Genomic DNA, 17040 nt, shown 5'->3' with positions numbered 1-17040 from the left:
CGTGTCGTGGTGCTTGTCACGCGTACGCGCACCGTTCACTTGCCTTGGGTAACGTTGTCAACGTGGCACAGCAGGACGAGACGGCCCAGACCCAGGGACATCAGACGACAACGGTCGAACAGGGCCGATTCTGTATGGCCCGCTGCACCTGCGGCTGGCGCGGCCCGGCGCGAAGAGCCCGGAGCATGGCCCGCACGGACGCGCAGGAACACGGCCAGGGGTAGGGACCGCGGCAGGAACACGGTGAGAAGACGAGCGGGCCCGCCCCCGGGAGCCGGGGGCGGGCCCTTCTCGTCCTCACGGTGGCACCGCCATGCAGCACCGCGAGGGGTTTCGGAGGCGTCGGCTCAGCCGAAACGGCCCGAGATGTAGTCCTCGGTGGCCTGGACCGACGGGTTGGAGAAGATGCGCTCCGTGTCGTCGATCTCGATGAGCCTGCCGGGCTGACCGACCGCCGAGAGGTTGAAGAACGCGGTGCGGTCGGAGACGCGGGCGGCCTGCTGCATGTTGTGCGTCACGATGACGATCGTGAAGCGCTCCTTCAGCTCGCCGATCAGGTCCTCGATCGCGAGGGTGGAGATCGGGTCGAGGGCCGAGCACGGCTCGTCCATGAGGAGCACCTGCGGCTCCACCGCGATCGCCCGCGCGATGCACAGCCGCTGCTGCTGACCGCCGGACAGGCCCGAACCGGGCTTGTTCAGGCGGTCCTTGACCTCGTTCCAGAGGTTGGCGCCCTTGAGGGACTTCTCCACGACGTCGTTCAGCTCGGACTTCTTGTAGGAGCCGTTGAGCTTCAGACCCGCCGCCACGTTGTCGAAGATCGACATGGTGGGGAAGGGGTTGGGGCGCTGGAAGACCATGCCGATCGTGCGGCGCACGGCGACGGGGTCGATGCCCTGCCCGTACAAGTCCTCCTCGTCCAGGAGCACCTTGCCCTCGACGCGGCCGCCGGGGGTGACCTCGTGCATGCGGTTGAGGGTGCGCAGGAAGGTCGACTTGCCGCAGCCGGAGGGGCCGATGAAGGCCGTCACGGAGCGGGGTTCGACCGTCATGGAGATGTCTTCGATCGCCTTGTGGGCGCTGTAGTAAGCGGTCAGTCCGCTTACGTCGATTCGCTTGGCCATTTCAATCACTGCTTCTTTCGAGGGGGAGACGCCGGTCGCTGAGATGGCCGCGTCAGCGACCTGTCTTGGGGGCCTTCCAGCGGGCGATGCCGCGAGCCGCCAGGTTGAGGATCATGATGAAGGCGATCAGGGTGAGCGACGCCGCCCAGGCACGGTCGTACGCCGCGCCCGAACCCGCGCTGTTCGCGTACTGCTGGTAGATGTACAGCGGCAGCGACGCCTGCGCGCCCTCGAACGGGTTGTTGTTGATGAAGGGGTTGCCGAACACCAGCAGCAGCACCGGTGCGGTCTCGCCGGCGATGCGGGCGACCGACAGCATGATGCCGGTGATGATGCCGCCGAGAGAGGTCGGCAGGACCACCTTGAGGATGGTGCGCCACTTCGGGATACCCAGCGCGAGGGACGCCTCGCGCAGCTCGTTCGGTACGAGCTTGAGCATCTCCTCGGTGGAGCGGACGACGACCGGCATCATCAGGATCGCCAGGGCGAGCGAGCCGGCGAAGCCGAAGGGCTGCATGTCGAAGATCAGCATGATGCTCAGGATGAACAGACCGGCGACGATCGACGGGATGCCGGTCATGACGTCGACGAAGAACGTGATGGCCCGGGAGAGGTTGCCGCGCCCGTACTCCACGAGGTAGACCGCGGTGAGGACACCGATCGGCACGGCCATCAGCGTGGCGAGGCCGACCTGCTCCAGGCTGCCGATGATGGCGGCGTAGATACCGCCGCCCGGCTCGGTGTCGGCGACGACTCCCATCGAGTGGCTGAGGAAGTAGACGTCGAGGACCTTGACGCCCCGCGAGATGGTCGTCCAGACCAGGGAGACCAGCGGCACGACGGCGATGATGAACGCGACCCAGACCAGGCTGGTGGCCACCCGGTCCTTGGCCTGCCGGCGGCCCTCGACGCGCGCGGCGATGCCGTACGTCCCGACGATGAAGAAGATCGCGGCCATCAGGCCCCACTGGACACTGCTGTCCAGGCCGGCGGCGAAGCTGATGCCGATGCCGAGGAGGACCGAGCTCGCGGCGATCGCGTACGGGGTCCACTTCGGGAGCGTCGCGCCCTGGAGGGTGCTGGGACGCTTCGTGTTCAGGGTGTGGCTCATGCGTTGGCCCCCGAGTACTCCTTGCGCCGGGCGATGATCGCGCGGGCCGCGCCGTTGACCAGCAGGGTGATGACGAAGAGGACCAGACCGGAGGCGATGAGCGCGTCACGGCCCTGCTCGGAGGCCTCGCCGAACTTGCTGGCGATGTTCTGGGCGAAGGTGCCGCCGCCCGGGTCGAGCAGGCTGGCCTGGATCTCGAAGGTCGGCGAGAGGACCGTGGCGACGGCCATCGTCTCGCCCAGCGCGCGGCCGAGGCCCAGCATCGAGGCGGAGATCACGCCGGAGCGGCCGAAGGGGATCACCGACATGCGGATGACCTCCCAGCGGGTGGCGCCGAGGGCGAGAGCCGCCTCCTCGATCATCTGCGGGGACTGCCGGAAGACCTCGCGGCTCACGTTCGTGACGACCGGCAGGATCATGATCGCGAGCAGGATGCCGACGGTGAGCATCGAGCGCGGGGCGCCGCCCTGCCACTCGAAGATGCCGGTCCAGCCGAAGTAGCTGTCGAGCCAGCCGAAGAGGCCGTTCATGTGCGGGACGAGGACGAGGGCGCCCCACAGGCCGTACACGATGGACGGCACGGCGGCGAGCAGGTCGATGACGTACGAGATGGGGCCGCCGAGCCTGCGCGGGGCGTAGTGCGTGAGGAACAGCGCGATGGCGACCGCGATCGGTACCGCGATGACCATGGCGATGATCGAGGAGACCACCGTGCCGAAGGCCAGGACGGCGATGCCGAAGTCCGGCGGGATCGCGGTGGGGTTCCACTCGAACGTGGTGAGGAAGTTGCTCTCGTCCTTGCTGATCGCAAGGACGGCGCGCCAGGTGAGGAAGACCGCGATGGCGGCCATGATCACCAGCAGCAGGATGCCCGAGCCGCGGGAGAGGCCGAGGAAGATCCGGTCACCCGGTCGGGTGGCGCCGCGGCTCGCGCGCTTCTGCTCGGTCTCGGAGGGCTCGGGGATTGGGGGAGGGGCTTCGGTGTTCTTAGTCGATATATCCATCAGGTTCTCCGGTCTGCGGAGTCGCACGAGATGTGGGGCTCCTGGCGGCGGTGCACCGGACGCGGCGCGGTCCGGCCCCGGGTGGCGGGGCCGGACCGGACCGTCGGGGTTTAGCTGAGGGCCGCGATGGTGGTGCGGACCTTGGAGATGATGTCGGCCGGGATCGGCGCGTAGCCGGCGTCGGCGAGGAGCGCCTGGCCGTCCTCGCTGGCGATGTAGGTCAGGAACGCCTTCGTGGCGGGCAGCGTCTCGGCCTTGTTGCCCTTGTCGCAGACGATCTCGTAGGTGACGAGGGTGATCGGGTAGGCGCCGTCGGCCTTGGTGGTGTAGTTCAGCTGGAGCGCGAGGTCCGAGCCCGTGCCGACGACCTTGGCGTCGGCGATGGCCTTGGTGGCGTTGTCGACGGTGGCCTCGACCGGAGCCGCGGCACCCGTGTCCAGGGAGGCGGCGGCGATGCCGTCCTTGGCGTACGACAGCTCCATGTAGCTGATGGCGCCCGAGGTCTGCTTGACCTGGGCGGCGACACCGCTGGAGCCGCTCGCGGACTGGCCGCCCTTGGCCTGCCAGGCCTTGCCGCCCTCGTACTTCCAGTTGTCGGGCGTCGCGGCGATCAGGTACTTGGTGAAGTTGTCCGTGGTGCCGGACTCGTCCGAGCGGTGGAACGCCTGGATCTTGAGGTCGGGCAGCGTGGCGTCGGGGTTCAGCGCCTTGATCGCGGCGTCGTTCCAGTTGGTGATCTTGCTGTCGAAGATCTTCGCGATGGTCTCGGCGTCCAGGACCAGCTTGTCGACACCCGGGACGTTGTAACCGACCGCGATCGGGCCACCGACCATCGGGAGGTCGACGGCCTGGCCGCCGGTGCAGACGGCCTTGGAGGCGGTGATCTCCTCGGGCTTCAGCGCGGAGTCGGAGCCGGCGAAGGCGACCGTGCCCTGCGTGAACGCGGTGACGCCGGCGCCGGAGCCGCCGCCCTTGTAGTTGATCTGAACGCCACAGGCGGAGCTGAACTGCTTGACCCAGGCGTCGATCGCGTTCTTCTGCGCGGACGAGCCGTCGGCGAGCAGCTGGCCCTTGGCGTCGTCACACTTGATGGCGCTGTCGGAGGACGTCGAGCTCGATGCGCTGCCGGTGGTGCCGGTGTCGTCGGAGCCGCACGCCGTGAGGGCCAGTGCGCCGGAGACGGCGAGAGCACCGAGGGTGAGGGCCCGCCGGTTCATGCGCTGCTGAAGCTTCACAGTCGGGAGTTCCTTCCAGGAGCCGCCGTCTGGTGGCGGCGTGCGAAGTCTGTGTGGTGCGGAGGAGACATCCGTCAGGTCGCCTCGCACCGTGTAAGGCCGAAATTAGGCAGATCAGGTGAAGGCGCCGATGGCCAAAAGTGAACGGAGGGTGAACCCCTGCGGTCGGTGCGGTGAGGTCACGGAACGCTTACGTCGAGGACACGGAGAGACCCCGGTTCTGGGAACCTCTGGGGAAACCCTACGTAACCAAACGGGGGCGCACATGTTGCGCCGCCGCCTCGGGTCACCCGCGCGCCGCGTGGAAGGTGGTCGACGCAGCGTGAGAATCCGTCAGTGCCGGGCGAGGTGCAGCGCGCTCAGCAGAGCGTCCACCAGATCACGGTCCCGGGGCTGGGTGAGGCGGGTGCGTGCCGCGTCCGGGGACAGCCAGGCGATGCGGTCGACCTCGCGGTTGGGGGTGAACCGGCCGTCCGCCGCCTTCGCGGCCCAGTAGCTGACCTCCTTGCGGCGGCCGTTCGCGTAATAGAGGACGGAGGGCAGGCGGGTGCCGGGCACACAGCGGAAGCCGCTCTCCTCCTCCACCTCGCGCAGCGCGGCCGCGAGGTGTTCCTCGCCGCGCTTGAGCTTGCCCTTGGGGTGCGACCAGTCGTCGTATTTCGGCCGGTGGACCAGGCAGATCTCCAGTTCGCCGGAGACGCGGGCGGGGGAGTGGCGCCACAGGACGCAGCCGGCCGCCTGGATGGTGTCGTCGTCGGTCGTTGTCATGCGGACCTCCGGTTCGTCCGTGCGGGTCCCCTCGCGGGGTGTGTGGCGTGTGTACGGGCCTTACGGATGCGGCGCGTACGGATTTACGGGGTGCGCACGGGCTCCTTCTGCCAGCTCTGCTGGAAGGCGAACCGTGCCGCCTCCACCTCGTGCCGCTGGTCGGCGTGCAGCACGCCGAGCGCGTACGCCGTCGCCGGGGCGATGCGCGGGGTGCGGGCCGCGGACGCGGCGGCCGAGGCGGCCTCCGCGGCGTCCCGGTGCTGGTTGAGGGCCTGGCCGGCACCGAGCAGGCGTACGTCGACCGGGCACTCCGGGCCGTGCAGGACCTCGCGGGCGTAGCGGTGCAGGCGCAGCAGCAGACGGACCTGGTGCCAGGGGGCGTCCTGCGGCTGCGGCGCGGTGTCGGCGGAGAGGCCGTGCACGAGGGCCTCCGCGTTGTAGGGGTGGCTCGCGGTGAGCAGCGGCAGGGTGCCGACGGCGTCGTGCAGCCGGCCCTCCGCGGCGGCGGCCGGGGGGCGCAGGTCGGTGGTGGTGGCCGTCGCGGTCAGCGGGACCTCGCTGGCCAGGACGGCGACGCTGTCCGCGACGGCGTGGAAACGGGAGGAGCCCAGTGCCTGGAGGGCGGCCGAGTGCGCGCGGGTGCGGGCCAGGGTGAGCTGGCGGTCGAGCAGGGCGCCGGCTTTCGCCGCGCCGATGGTTAGCGTGCCCTTGGGAGCCGCGCTTGCCTGCGGTCCCGCCTGTGCGGGGAGGCCGGCCGTTGAGCTCGGTCCCGACAGCCGGTTCAGGGCGCCGAGCAGCCGCTCGAGGCGGGCCGAGTAGGCGTGCTCGCGCGCCAGGGTGCCCGACAGCCAGGCCAGTTCGGGGCGCATGCGCTCCGACCAGTCGGCGTCGAGCAGCGGCCGGAAGGTGTGCAGCGAGCCGCTGATCCGGCGGGCCGAGCGGCGCAGGGCGCGGGCCGCGTCGACCGACTCGTCCGAGCCGTTCGACGCGCCGCCGGTCTCGCGGTGCTGGCGCAGTGAGCGGAGGAACTCCGTCGCCTGGGCCCGCAGGTAGTCCGCGAGAGCGTCCCCGGCTACGGACATGGTCCGGGCCGAGGGGTCGGTGGGGTCAAGGTGTTGCTGTGCCACGCCGGCGCCTCCGGGCGTCTATGAGCATCTCCTGGACGTTCCGCAGGGGCTGGCCCTCGGCATCGGTCGCGTGCCGGGTCCATTCGCCGTCCGGGCCCAGGTGCCAGGAAGCGGTGGTGTCGGACATACCGGTCTCGAACAGCCGGTTGAGGGCTGCCCGGTGGGCCGGGTCGGTGATCCTCACCAGGGCCTCGATGCGGCGGTCGAGGTTGCGGTGCATCATGTCGGCGCTGCCGAGCCAGATCTCGGGTTCGCCGCCGTTGCCGAAGGCGAAGACCCGGGAGTGTTCCAGGAAGCGGCCGAGGATCGAGCGGACCCGTATGTTCTCGGACAGGCCCGTGACGCCGGGCCGGACCGCACAGATGCCGCGTACCCAGATGTCGACCGGTACACCGGCCTGCGAGGCGCGGTACAGCGAGTCGATGACCGCCTCGTCCACCATCGAGTTGACCTTGATGCGGACGAACGCGGGGCGTCCGGCCTCGTGGTGCTGGACTTCCTTGTTGATCCGCGCGATCAGGCCGTCGCGCAGGGACTTGGGGGCGACGAGCAGTCGGCGGTAGGTCTCGCGGCGCGAGTAGCCGGAGAGCCGGTTGAAGAGGTCGGAGAGGTCCGCGCCGACCTGCGGGTCGGCGGTGAGCAGGCCCAGGTCCTCGTACAGGCGGGCGGTCTTGGGGTGGTAGTTGCCCGTGCCGACGTGGCAGTAGCGGCGGAGGGTGTCGCCCTCCTGGCGTACCACCAGCGACAGCTTGCAGTGGGTCTTCAGGCCGACGAGCCCGTACACGACATGGCAGCCGGCCTCCTCGAGCTTCCTGGCCCACTTGATGTTGGCCTGCTCGTCGAAGCGGGCCTTGATCTCGACCAGGACGAGGACCTGCTTGCCGGACTCGGCCGCGTCTATCAGCGCGTCGACGATCGGCGAGTCGCCCGAGGTCCGGTACAGCGTCTGCTTGATGGCCAGCACGTCCGGGTCGCTCGCCGCCTGCTCCAGGAAGGCCTGGACGGAGGTGGAGAAGGAGTCGTACGGGTGGTGGAGCAGTACGTCCCGTTCCCGGAGCGCCGCGAAGATGTCGGGCGCGGACGCCGACTCGACCTCGGCGAGGTCACGGTGGGTGCCCGCGATGAACTTCGGGTACTTCAGCTCGGGCCGGTCGAGGCCGCCGATGCCGAAGAGGCCCGTGAGGTCCAGCGGACCCGGCAGCGGGTACACCTCGGCCTCGGAGATCTTCAGCTCCCGGACCAGCAGGTCCAGGACGTACCGGTCGATGGACTCCTCGACCTCCAGGCGCACCGGCGGTCCGAAGCGGCGCCGCATGAGCTCCTTCTCCAGGGCCTGGAGCAGGTTCTCGGCGTCGTCCTCCTCGACCTCCAGGTCCTCGTTCCGGGTGAGGCGGAACGTGTGGTGCTCCAGGACCTCCATGCCCGGGAACAGCTCTTCCAGGTGGGCCGCTATGACGTCCTCGATGGGGACGTAGCGGTTCGGGGCGGCCTCCAGGAAGCGGGAGAGCAGCGGCGGGACCTTGACGCGCGCGAAGTGGCGGTGCCCGCTGACCGGGTTCCGTACGACGACGGCCAGGTTCAGGGACAGGCCCGAGATGTACGGGAAGGGGTGCGCGGGGTCGACCGCGAGGGGGGTGAGGACCGGGAAGATCTGGTGCCGGAACAGGGTGAACAGGCGGGCCTGTTCCTTCTCCGTCAGCTCGCTCCAGCGGACCAGGTGGACGCCCTGCTCGGCGAGCGCGGGGGCCACGTCCTCCTGGTAGCAGGCCGCGTGCCGGGCCATGAGCTCGCGCGAGCGGGCCCAGATCATCTCCAGGACCTCGCGGGGCTGGAGGCCCGAGGCGGACTTGGTGGCCACTCCGGTCGCGATACGGCGCTTCAGTCCCGCCACCCGGACCATGAAGAACTCGTCCAGGTTGCTGGCGAAGATCGCCAGGAAGTTGGCGCGCTCCAGGAGGGGCGTGTTCGGATCCTCGGCGAGCTCCAGGACCCGTTCGTTGAACGCCAGCCAGCTCCGCTCCCGGTCCAGGAACCGGCCCTGGGGCAGCTGGATGCCGTCCTCGACCATGTCCTCGTACTCGTCGAGGTCGGCGTCGAGGTCGGGTTCGAGGTCGGAGACGTTCGCCGCCACCGTGTGCGGGCGGTGCGCGGCTATGGAGCCGACAGAGGGCTGAGCGTGCTGGACCGGGGCCTGGGCGCTGGGGTGGTTCATGGACCCATTCTTCCGCGCCGGGGGCGATACCGGCGCGTCGGAGAGCGCGGGCGACAGCGAAGCGAGGCGGATGTTCCCGTTCAGCGGGGCCGGGCCGGGCTCGTCCGCCGTCGGAGGCAGCGGCTCGCTCCCCTCGGGAGGCGAAGGCTCTGGCACGGCGGGGTTCATTGGTCGAGCGTCGCAAGGTCGTCTGAATCGATGGTTACGAGGACATGACGTGCGGGATATGGAGGGGCGTCTCCCGGACGTCCGCGGGCCCGGGAGAACACGTCCATTCGGTGCTTGTCAGGCCGTACGCCGCTTGTCAGGCGGTACGCCGCTTCAGGGTCCGGAAGGTCAGGAAGACGGCGAGGGCGGCGATGGCGAGGAGGACGGCGGTTTCCGTGAGCTGGAGGGGCCAGAAGTGTGAGGAGGGGTGGTAGGCGGCGTAGAGGTCGGAGATGCCGTGCTCGCTCATGCACCTCCTGAGGCCGGCGCCGGTGCCGTCGACGCAGGCCGGGCTGTCGGCGACCCGCTCGCCCGAGGTGAGGACCACGCCCCGCTCCAGCAGTTCCGCGCTGTCCGGGAGGCGGGAGGCCGCGGTGCCGGTGACGGTCACCGCCGGCCACATGCTGTCCCGGCAGAGGTCTTCGAGGACCAGCAGGGCCAGGGTGACGGCGACGGCCAGGCCCAGCGCGGGCAGCGCGCGGCGCAGCAGCATGCCCGCCAGCGCGCCCACCGCGAGGGCGCACAGGGCGGCGGCGATCGTGACCGTGCCGTTGGAGCGGTAGACGTCCGACTCGTGCCACTCCTGGCCGAGGAGCTCCCGGCCGTCGGTCCACATCAGGCGGTGCAGGAGCACCAGCAGGGTCGTGCCCGCGGTGACCAGCGCGGCCGGGACCGCGAGCTGCGCGGCCAGCCAGCGCACGGGGGTGACGGACTGTGTCCAGGCGAGGGCGGCCGTGCCGTTCTCCAGGTCGCGGGCGACGAGGGTGGCGCCCGCCCAGGCGGCGACGAGGCAGGGCAGGTAGACGATGGCGGAGGCGGTGAGCGAGGCGACCACGTCGTAGAGGCCGTACGCCGGTCCGTCGAGCGCCGAGTCCACGCACGTCGGTTCCAGGAGACACGCGGCCGCCGCGCGGTTCCACTCCCGTACGCCGTCCGCGCCGAGGCCGTACGCCCACAGCAGGCCCGCCGCGGTCACCGTGACCAGTGCCGCCCAGATCCACAGCGCGGTGCCGTGCACCCGCAGTGCCGTCCAGACCGTGCCGCGCGGGGCGAGCGGGGAGCGCCGCGGGGCGGGTGGGCGCGTGGCGGTGGCCGAGGTCATCCGCGCTCCTTGGGTGTGGTGAGGGCGCCGGTGTGGCGCTTCAGCAGGCGGAAGGCGGACAGGGCCGCGAGGGCGGTGAGGGCCAGCACGATGGCGGTCGAGGTGAGCTGGAGGGGCCAGAAGTGGGAGAAGGGGTGGGAGTCGGTGTAGTAGCCGACGGCGCCGAGGCGGTCGTACAGGTCGCGGCACTCGGGGACACGGCTGCTGCCGCAGAACGGGTCGGCGATACGGGCGCCGGTGGAGGTGAGGAGGCCTTCGTCGACGGTGAGGCCCAGGCTCCTGGGGCCGTCGTGGGTGAGGCCGGTGACGGTCGTCACCGTGGGCCAGAGACGGGGGCGCGCCAGGCCGATGGCTGCCCAGACGGCTCCCGTCGCCACGAGCGAGACGACGAGCGCGGCCAGGGAGCGGCGCAGCACCAGTCCGGCGAGGGCGCCGGCGACCAGGCCGAACAGGGCGAGGGCGACCGTGGTCGGGCCGTTGGCGTGGAAGGTGAGGAGGTCGGTCCAAGGCTTGGCGGTGTCGATCTTTCCGCGCCCCTTGGACCACACCAGGTTGTGCAGCAGGACCAGCACGCTCGTCCCTGCGGTGACGAGCGCGGCCGGGACGGCGAGCTTGGCGGTCAGCCAGCGGGCCGGGGAGATCGACTGGGTCCAGGCGAGCTGCGCCGTGCCGGTCTCCATCTCCCGGCCCGTCAGTGAGGCACCGGCCCAGGCGGCGACGAGGAAGGGGACGAGGCTCACCGCGATGCTCATGTACTGCGCGAGCGACTTGTAGGTGAGGATCGCGTCCTGGTCGTAGACGCAGGCGTTCATGCCGCAGCCGTTCCACTGCCGCCACGCGGAGGCCGCCGCGTCCGTGAGCGGGCCGTAGAGCCACAGCAGCAGGCCTCCGGCGACGACGAGCAGGCCGGCCCAGACGTACAGGGCGGGGCGGTGCAGCCGCAGCATCACCCGGGTCATGGGGAAGGCGGGGACGGTGCTCATACGGCGTGCTCCTGAGCGGGGGTGCGGGTGGCGTTCAGGGACAGCGCGGGCACCTCGGGGCTGCGCAGATGCGCGAGGACCAGCTCCTCCAGGGACGGCCGGGTGCCCCGCAGATCCTCCGCGAGCGGGCCGCTCGGGCGTACGAGCGCGGTGAGCTGCCGTCCGGTGGTGCGGGACTCGACGACCGTGTGCGGGGCGAGGTCCCGGGCGGCGCCGGTGTCCGGGGAGAGCGCCGCGCCGGTCAGCAGGGTGTGCGCGTCGAGCAGGTCGTCCAGGTCGCCCGCCAGCCGGACCCGGCCGCCGCCTATCAGGAGCAGGTGGTCGCAGGAGCCCTCCAGGTCGGCGACCACGTGCGAGGACATCACGACGGTGGTGCCGTGCTGCGCGGCCTCGGCCATCAGGGTGCCCATCAGCTCGTGGCGGGCCAGCGGGTCCAGGTCGGCCATCGGCTCGTCCAGGAGCAGCAGTTCGGGCCGCTTGCCGAGCGCGAGGGCGAGTGCGACGCGGGTGCGCTGGCCGCCGGAGAGGGAGCGGATGCGGCTCCTCGGGTCGAGGTCGCCCCTGGCCACGGCCCGTTCGGCGACCGAGGCGTCCCAGCGGGCCGGGTTGAGCTCCTGGCCCAGGCGGAGCGTCTCGGCGACGGTGAGCTGCGGGTAGAGCGGCTTGCTCTGCGCGACGTAGGCGACGCGCTCGCGGGCGGCGGCCGGATGCGTGCCGAGCACGGTCAGCGAGCCCTCGGTGGGCGCGAGCAGTCCGGCGGCGTGGGCCAGCAGGGTCGACTTGCCCGCGCCGTTCGGTCCCACGACGGCACAGACGCGCCCCACGGGGAGCCGGAAGGCGCACTCGCGCAGCGCCCAGTTCCCCCGCCGCCCGAACCTCTTGCCGAGTCCGGCCGCCTCCAAGGCGGTGTCCGTCATTCCTGGTCTCCCTTGGTGAACTGTTCGTCGAGTACGGCGGTGAAGAGCGCTGCCACGTCGTCGCGCTGGAGCCCGGCCTCGCGGGCACGTGCTGCCCACGCGTCCAGTTCGGCGCTCAGGGGCGAGTCGGCCGGGGCGCTGCCCAGTGACTTGCGTACGAAGGTTCCGACGCCGCGTCTGGCCTCGACCAGGCCCTCGCGCTCCAGTTCGCGGTAGGCCTTGAGGACGGTGTTCGGATTGATCGCGGTGGCCTCCACGACCTCGCGGGCCGTGGGGAGTTTGTCGCCCGGCTCGAGCAGGCCCAGGCGCAGCGCCTGCTTCGTCTGCTGGACGATCTGGACGTACGTGGCGACGCCGTTGCGCCGGTCGATGCGGTACTCCACCACCGCGGGGACCACCCTTTCACTAGTTAACTAGTGAAAGGGTGGTCCATGAGGGTGTGCGAAGTCAAGTGCGAGATCTTCCGGCGGGCGTGAACCGATCGAGGGGGCTCGTCCGATGAGGGAGCGTGAGGGAAACGAGAAGCGACGGGGAACTGCTGCGGGCCATCGCGGCGGACGGTGACCGGCGCGCCTTCGAGGAGCTGTACCGGCGGTACGCGCCGTGGCTGACCGCGCGGCTGCGCGGCCGGTGCGCCGACGCCGGGGTCGTCGACGACGTCGTCCAGGAGACGTTCCTCGCCGTGTGGCGCGGCACCGCCCGCTACCGCGAGGAGGGCTCCCCCGGAGACGCGGCCGGCTGGCTGTGGCGCATCGGCTCCCGGCGGCTCATCGACACCCTGCGCGGCGACGGCGCGCGCGGGCGGCTGCGGCAGGCGCTGTCCCGCCTGCGGCACCGGGACGAGGACTCCGCCGAGGAACGCGTCCTGGCCGGCGTCGAGCACGGCGACCTGGCGGGAGCCCTGACCCGGCTCTCGCCCGAACTGCGCGCGGTGCTCCAGGCCACGGTGATCGACGGGCTCACCACCCGGGAAGCGGCCGTCCTGCTCGGCATTCCGGCGGGCACGGTCAAGACGCGGGCACTGCGTGCGCGCAAGCAGTTGCGGGAGGCACTGGCATGAGCCGTAGCGAGATGACCTGGCACGTGCCGGAGGACGACCTCCGTGCCTACACACAGGGCGAGCTGACGGCGCCCCGGCTCTGGTCCGCCGACACCCACCTCGCCGCCTGCGCGCGGTGCCGACAGGCGCTGGCGGCCGTGAGCGACCCGGTCGCGCTGGACGCCGGCTGGGAGCGCCTCGACGCCGAACTGGACGCGCCGCGCCCGGGGTTGGCCGAGTCGCTGCTCGTACGGGCCGGCGTCGCCGACCACACCGCGCGGCTGCTCGCGGCCACCCCGGTGCTGCGCCGCTCCTGGCTGTTCGCGGTCACCGCCGTGCTCCTGATGACCGTGGCCGCCACCCACTCGGTGGAGGCCGGGGCCACCCCCAAACTGTTCCTGGCCCTCGCTCCGCTGCTCCCGCTCGCCGGGGTCGCCCTGTCGTACGGGCCCGCGCTCGACCCGACGTACGAGATGGCCGTCGTCTCACCGACGCACGGCTTCCGGCTGCTCCAGATCCGTACCTTCGCCGTGCTCACCGTCGGCCTCGGCCTGAACGGGCTCGCCACCCTCGCACTGCCCTCCTACGGGCTGCGCGCGCTGGCCTGGCTGCTGCCCGCGCTCGCCCTCACCGGGACCGGGCTCGCCCTGACACCCCGCCTCGGTCCCGTCCTCGCGCCCTCCCTGGTCGGCGGCGCGTGGATCGCGCTGCTGCTGGCGGCGCAGGCCACGACCGCCGGACAGGCGGCGCTCGCGCCGTTCACGGCGGCCGGCCAGACCGCCGCGGGTGCGGTCGCCGCGCTCGCCATCGGGCTGCTCCACCTCCTGCGGGACCGGTTCGACTCGGCGCCCGCGCATGCCCCGCACCCCGGAGGGGGCGCCCGGTGACCTCCTCCCCTTCCCGTTCCTCCTCCCTCTCCGATCCGACAGGAGCGCCGTACGTATGACGCCCACCGTCTCCGCCTCCGGGCTGACCCTCCGCTACGGCGGAACCTTCGCCCTCGACGACGTCTCGCTGCGCCTGGGCGAGGGGGTCACCGGGCTGCTCGGGCCCAACGGGGCCGGAAAGACCACCCTGTTGAGGGTGCTCGCCACCGCCGTGCCCGCCGACCGGGGGGCCTTCACGGTGCTCGGGCACGACCCGGCCGACGCGGCCGGACGCCTGGAGCTGCGCCGCGAGCTGGGCTATCTGCCGCAGACCCCGGGCTTCCACGAGGACTTCTCCGCCTTCGAGTTCGTCGACTACGTGGCGATCCTGAAGGAACTCACCGACCGCGCCGCCCGGCACCGCGAAGTGCGCCGCGTGCTCGACGCCGTCGACCTGGCCGACGTACGGAGCCGGCGCATCAAGAAGCTCTCCGGCGGTATGCGCCAGCGGGTCGCGCTGGCCGCCGCGCTCGTCGGCGACCCCGGTTTCCTCGTCCTGGACGAACCGACCGTCGGGCTCGACCCCGAACAGCGCATGCGCTTCCGGGAGCTGATCGCCGAGGCGGGAGAGGGGCGGACGGTGCTGCTGTCCACCCACCAGACCGAGGACGTCGCGATGCTCTGCCACCGCGTGATCGTCATGGCCCGCGGGCGCGTCCGCTTCGAGGGCGCCCCGGCCGAACTGACCGCGCGGGCGGCGGGCCGGGTGTGGAGCAGCACGGAACGCGACCCGGCCGCGCGCGCCGGCTGGCGCACGGGCACCGGCTCCTTCCGCAACGTCGGCGACCCGCCCCAGGGCGCCGAACTCCTCGAACCGACCCTGGAGGACGGCTACTTGCTCACCCTCGACGGCGAGCGCGGCGACCGCGGCGAGAACACGGAGGCGGCCGCATGAGCGGCACGACCGGACTGGTCAGGGAGACGGCGCCCACGGGGGTGGAGCCGGCTCCGCGGGCGGCCGAGCGGCGCAGGACCGCGGCCGTGCTCGACCTCGCCCGCTTCGAGGCGCGCCAACTCCTCCTCCACATACCGGTGTTCGCCTTCCTCCTGCTCTACCTCGGCTTCACCGGCTGGAACCTGTTCAACGGCCGTGAGGGCATGGACGAGTTCCCGGTCCTCCAGGACGTCGACCGGGCCACCCAGTCCGCCCCGCTGCTCCTCGGCGTCGCCCTGCTCATCTGCGTCAACCGGACCGTGCTGCGCTCCCAACGGCGCGGTACCGACCGGCACTTCGACGTCCTGGTGATGGAGCCGTGGCGGCGCACGGTGGCGCACGCGCTGTCCGTCGTGCCGTACGCGGTGATCACCGCGCTGGTCGTCGCCTTCCAGGTCGGCTGGGCCGCGCGGAAGCAGGGCGTGATCGGTCACCCCTCGCCCGCCGAACTGGCCGTGGGCCCGCTGGCCGTGCTCCTGGCCGGTGTCCTCGGCGTGCTGCTCGCCCGGCTGTTCCGCTCCGGGTTCGCGGCCCCGCTCTTCGTCGTCGGCATCGTCACCGTCCCCACCTTCGTGTCTTCGGGCGCAGAGGGCTCGCACTGGCTGCAGTGGCTGTCGCCGGTCGTCAGCGAGACGGGCGCCCACCCGTTCCCCTCCGAGCTCCTCGGCCGGCCGGCCGCCTGGCACGCGCTGTATCTGGCGGGGCTCGTCGGGGTGCTGGTGTGTGTCGCGGTCCTCGTCAGCGGCGGTCGTCACCGGATCGTCCAGGCGGCCACCGCCGTTACCCTCCTCGCCACGGTCGCGGGTGTCGCCGGGCAGTCCCCGGGTGACTCGGCCGCCCTGATCGCCGCCCGTACGAAGGCGTCCGTCAGCCCGGAGAAGGTGCAGGCGTGCCACGACTACGGCAGGTCTACGTACTGCGCCTACCCCGAGTGGGACGCCCGCGCCGCCCTTGACTGGGCCCCGGTCGTCGACCGTGTCCAGTCCCTCGCGGGCGGCGCCGCCGGGGGCGAGCGGCTGACCGTACGGCAGCGGGTCGACGCCCGCTACGGCCCGAGCGGCGACGCCGCGCTCGACCCGTCGACCACGCCGGGCACGGTGACCGTCGGCACCCGCTGGGGCGGCAACCGGGTCCCCGAGTTCGCCGTCGGGGTCGCCTCGGTGCTGGTCGCCGGCAGTGAGGCGGCTGCCGGCGAGTGGTGCACCGGGGATGCCCGCGCGGTCACCGTCATGTGGCTGGCGCTCGGCGCCGAGTCCGACCCGATGACCGCGTTCCGCGACGTACGGCTCGACGACGACGTCGTGGGTGCCTCGCTCTCCCTCGCCCCCACGAACGGGGTCATGCTGAGCGCCGAACAGACCCGAATCGTAAGGGAGTTGCTCCAGCGGCCCCGCTACAGCGTCATCCCCAGGGTCAAGTCCCACTGGACGGAACTGACCTCCCCCGAGACGTCCACGGCCCAGGTGGCCGACATGCTGGGAGTCCCGGCGGCGCCCGGGGGATCGGGCGGCGCGACGGAGGACGACTCGTGCGAGTAGTCGCCCTCGGCGCGGGCGCGCTGTCCCGGGTGCGCGGTACGGGCTCGGTGCCCGGTACTGGTTCGGTGCCCGGTACGGGTTCGGCGTCCGGGGTGCCCGGTACGGGTTCGGCGTCCGGGGCTTCCGGTACCGGGGGACCCTCGTGGGGGCGGACGTACGCCGTGGTCCGCGCCCTTGTCCGCCCTGTATGGCGCAGCCTGCCCCGGCGGGCGCTCGCGGCCGGTGCGGTTCTGGGGCCGGTGACGGCCGGCGCCCCGTGGTTCCTGTCGGTCTCCCGGGACGACTGGCCCGGCCTCGACGTTCTGCGGGCCGCCGCGCTCGCCTTCGGACTGGGCCTGGCCTTCCTCCTGGACGACCCGGCCCGGCACACCACCTCGGCGGTGCCGACCCGGCGCCCGGTGCGGGCCGGGCTGCGGGTGGCGCTCGCCGTCCCGATCGCCGCGCTCTGGTGGACGGCCGCGCTGCTTCTCGTGCCGCGCGACGCCCGGCCGCCCCTGGGCGCTGTCACCCTGGAGGCCGCCGCCGTCGCCGTACTCGCCCTGGCGGGCGCGTCCGTGGCAGTGCGGTACACGGACGCGGCCGAGCCCGGCATCGCGGTCTCGGCCGGGCTGCTGGGCGGTGGCCTGGCCGCCGCCCTCCTGCTCCCCGACCGCTGGGCCCTGATCGTGCCGCCGGACGACCCACGCTGGCCCGCCGCCCATGAACGCTGGTCAGCGATCCTGCTCGTGGCCGCGCTGGTGGGAAGCGCGGCCTGGGCGGAGCCTTTGCGGCGACGGGCGCTGCGGGTCGCGGGGTGGCGGTGAGGCCGGCGGG

General features: G+C 72.0%; 16 protein-coding genes. 5 read left to right on the top strand and 11 right to left on the bottom strand.

Annotated elements, in window-relative coordinates; all coding sequences use genetic code 11:
• Nucleotides 1-347 precede the first annotated feature (347 nt).
• The 11 genes from pstB to ACIBLC_RS26375 form a co-directional block, all read right to left on the bottom strand.
• Nucleotides 348-1124 (bottom strand): phosphate ABC transporter ATP-binding protein PstB, encoded by a 777-nt coding sequence (pstB, locus tag ACIBLC_RS26425; RefSeq protein WP_399213665.1) that lies wholly within the window; start codon nucleotides 1122-1124, stop codon nucleotides 348-350.
• 52 nt (nucleotides 1125-1176) lie between these two features.
• Nucleotides 1177-2235: a phosphate ABC transporter permease PstA gene (gene pstA / locus ACIBLC_RS26420; protein ID WP_399213664.1), complete on the bottom strand. Its 1059-nt coding sequence runs from the start codon at nucleotides 2233-2235 to the stop codon at nucleotides 1177-1179.
• Nucleotides 2232-3239, bottom strand: coding sequence for a phosphate ABC transporter permease subunit PstC (gene pstC, locus ACIBLC_RS26415; RefSeq protein WP_399213663.1), 1008 nt, complete (start codon nucleotides 3237-3239; stop codon nucleotides 2232-2234). The genes pstA and pstC overlap by 4 nt, the downstream gene beginning before the upstream one ends.
• Nucleotides 3240-3349: 110 nt before the next feature.
• Nucleotides 3350-4474 (bottom strand): phosphate ABC transporter substrate-binding protein PstS, encoded by a 1125-nt coding sequence (pstS, locus tag ACIBLC_RS26410; RefSeq protein ID WP_399213662.1) that lies wholly within the window; start codon nucleotides 4472-4474, stop codon nucleotides 3350-3352.
• A gap of 333 nt (nucleotides 4475-4807) precedes the next feature.
• Nucleotides 4808-5242: an NUDIX hydrolase gene (locus ACIBLC_RS26405; RefSeq protein WP_399213661.1), complete on the bottom strand. Its 435-nt coding sequence runs from the start codon at nucleotides 5240-5242 to the stop codon at nucleotides 4808-4810.
• Between the two features lie 83 nt (nucleotides 5243-5325).
• The gene (locus ACIBLC_RS26400; RefSeq protein WP_399213660.1) at nucleotides 5326-6369 is read right to left on the bottom strand and encodes a CHAD domain-containing protein; all 1044 of its coding nucleotides are present in this window, start codon (nucleotides 6367-6369) and stop codon (nucleotides 5326-5328) included.
• Nucleotides 6350-8581 (bottom strand): RNA degradosome polyphosphate kinase, encoded by a 2232-nt coding sequence (locus tag ACIBLC_RS26395; protein ID WP_399213659.1) that lies wholly within the window; start codon nucleotides 8579-8581, stop codon nucleotides 6350-6352. The genes ACIBLC_RS26400 and ACIBLC_RS26395 overlap by 20 nt, the downstream gene beginning before the upstream one ends.
• 304 nt (nucleotides 8582-8885) lie before the next feature.
• Nucleotides 8886-9890: an ABC transporter permease gene (locus ACIBLC_RS26390; RefSeq protein WP_399213658.1), complete on the bottom strand. Its 1005-nt coding sequence runs from the start codon at nucleotides 9888-9890 to the stop codon at nucleotides 8886-8888.
• Nucleotides 9887-10873 carry an ABC transporter permease gene (locus tag ACIBLC_RS26385; protein WP_399213657.1) on the bottom strand — a complete coding sequence of 329 codons (987 nt, stop codon included), beginning with the start codon at nucleotides 10871-10873 and terminating at the stop codon, nucleotides 9887-9889. The genes ACIBLC_RS26390 and ACIBLC_RS26385 overlap by 4 nt, the downstream gene beginning before the upstream one ends.
• Nucleotides 10870-11790, bottom strand: a complete 921-nt coding sequence (locus ACIBLC_RS26380; RefSeq protein WP_399213656.1) for an ABC transporter ATP-binding protein — start codon at nucleotides 11788-11790, stop codon at nucleotides 10870-10872. Before ACIBLC_RS26380 ends, ACIBLC_RS26385 begins: the two co-directional genes overlap by 4 nt.
• The gene (locus ACIBLC_RS26375; protein WP_399213655.1) at nucleotides 11787-12176 is read right to left on the bottom strand and encodes a GntR family transcriptional regulator; all 390 of its coding nucleotides are present in this window, start codon (nucleotides 12174-12176) and stop codon (nucleotides 11787-11789) included. The genes ACIBLC_RS26380 and ACIBLC_RS26375 overlap by 4 nt, the downstream gene beginning before the upstream one ends.
• Nucleotides 12177-12298: 122 nt before the next feature.
• Between ACIBLC_RS26375 and ACIBLC_RS26370 the strand changes: the two genes are divergently transcribed.
• The 5 genes from ACIBLC_RS26370 to ACIBLC_RS26350 are packed head-to-tail and all read left to right on the top strand — an operon-like array spanning nucleotide 12299 to nucleotide 17030.
• Nucleotides 12299-12850: an RNA polymerase sigma factor gene (locus tag ACIBLC_RS26370; RefSeq protein ID WP_399213654.1), complete on the top strand. Its 552-nt coding sequence runs from the start codon at nucleotides 12299-12301 to the stop codon at nucleotides 12848-12850.
• An 11-nt stretch (nucleotides 12851-12861) separates the two neighbouring features.
• Nucleotides 12862-13716 carry a zf-HC2 domain-containing protein gene (locus ACIBLC_RS26365; protein ID WP_399213699.1) on the top strand — a complete coding sequence of 285 codons (855 nt, stop codon included), beginning with the start codon at nucleotides 12862-12864 and terminating at the stop codon, nucleotides 13714-13716.
• Nucleotides 13717-13771: 55 nt separating this feature from the next.
• Nucleotides 13772-14650 (top strand): ABC transporter ATP-binding protein, encoded by an 879-nt coding sequence (locus ACIBLC_RS26360; protein WP_399213653.1) that lies wholly within the window; start codon nucleotides 13772-13774, stop codon nucleotides 14648-14650.
• Nucleotides 14647-16227: an ABC transporter permease gene (locus tag ACIBLC_RS26355; protein WP_399213652.1), complete on the top strand. Its 1581-nt coding sequence runs from the start codon at nucleotides 14647-14649 to the stop codon at nucleotides 16225-16227. The genes ACIBLC_RS26360 and ACIBLC_RS26355 overlap by 4 nt, the downstream gene beginning before the upstream one ends.
• Entirely contained in the window at nucleotides 16218-17030 is an 813-nt protein-coding gene (locus ACIBLC_RS26350) for an ABC transporter (RefSeq protein ID WP_399213651.1), read from the top strand. The genes ACIBLC_RS26355 and ACIBLC_RS26350 overlap by 10 nt, the downstream gene beginning before the upstream one ends.
• Nucleotides 17031-17040: the final 10 nt, after the last annotated feature.

Origin of the sequence: Streptomyces sp. NPDC050535 (assembly GCF_044457665.1) — a bacterium.
Lineage (GTDB): Bacteria > Actinomycetota > Actinomycetes > Streptomycetales > Streptomycetaceae > Streptomyces.
Note: the sequence above shows the minus strand (reverse complement) of the source record. Positions and strands in the feature narration are given on the sequence as shown.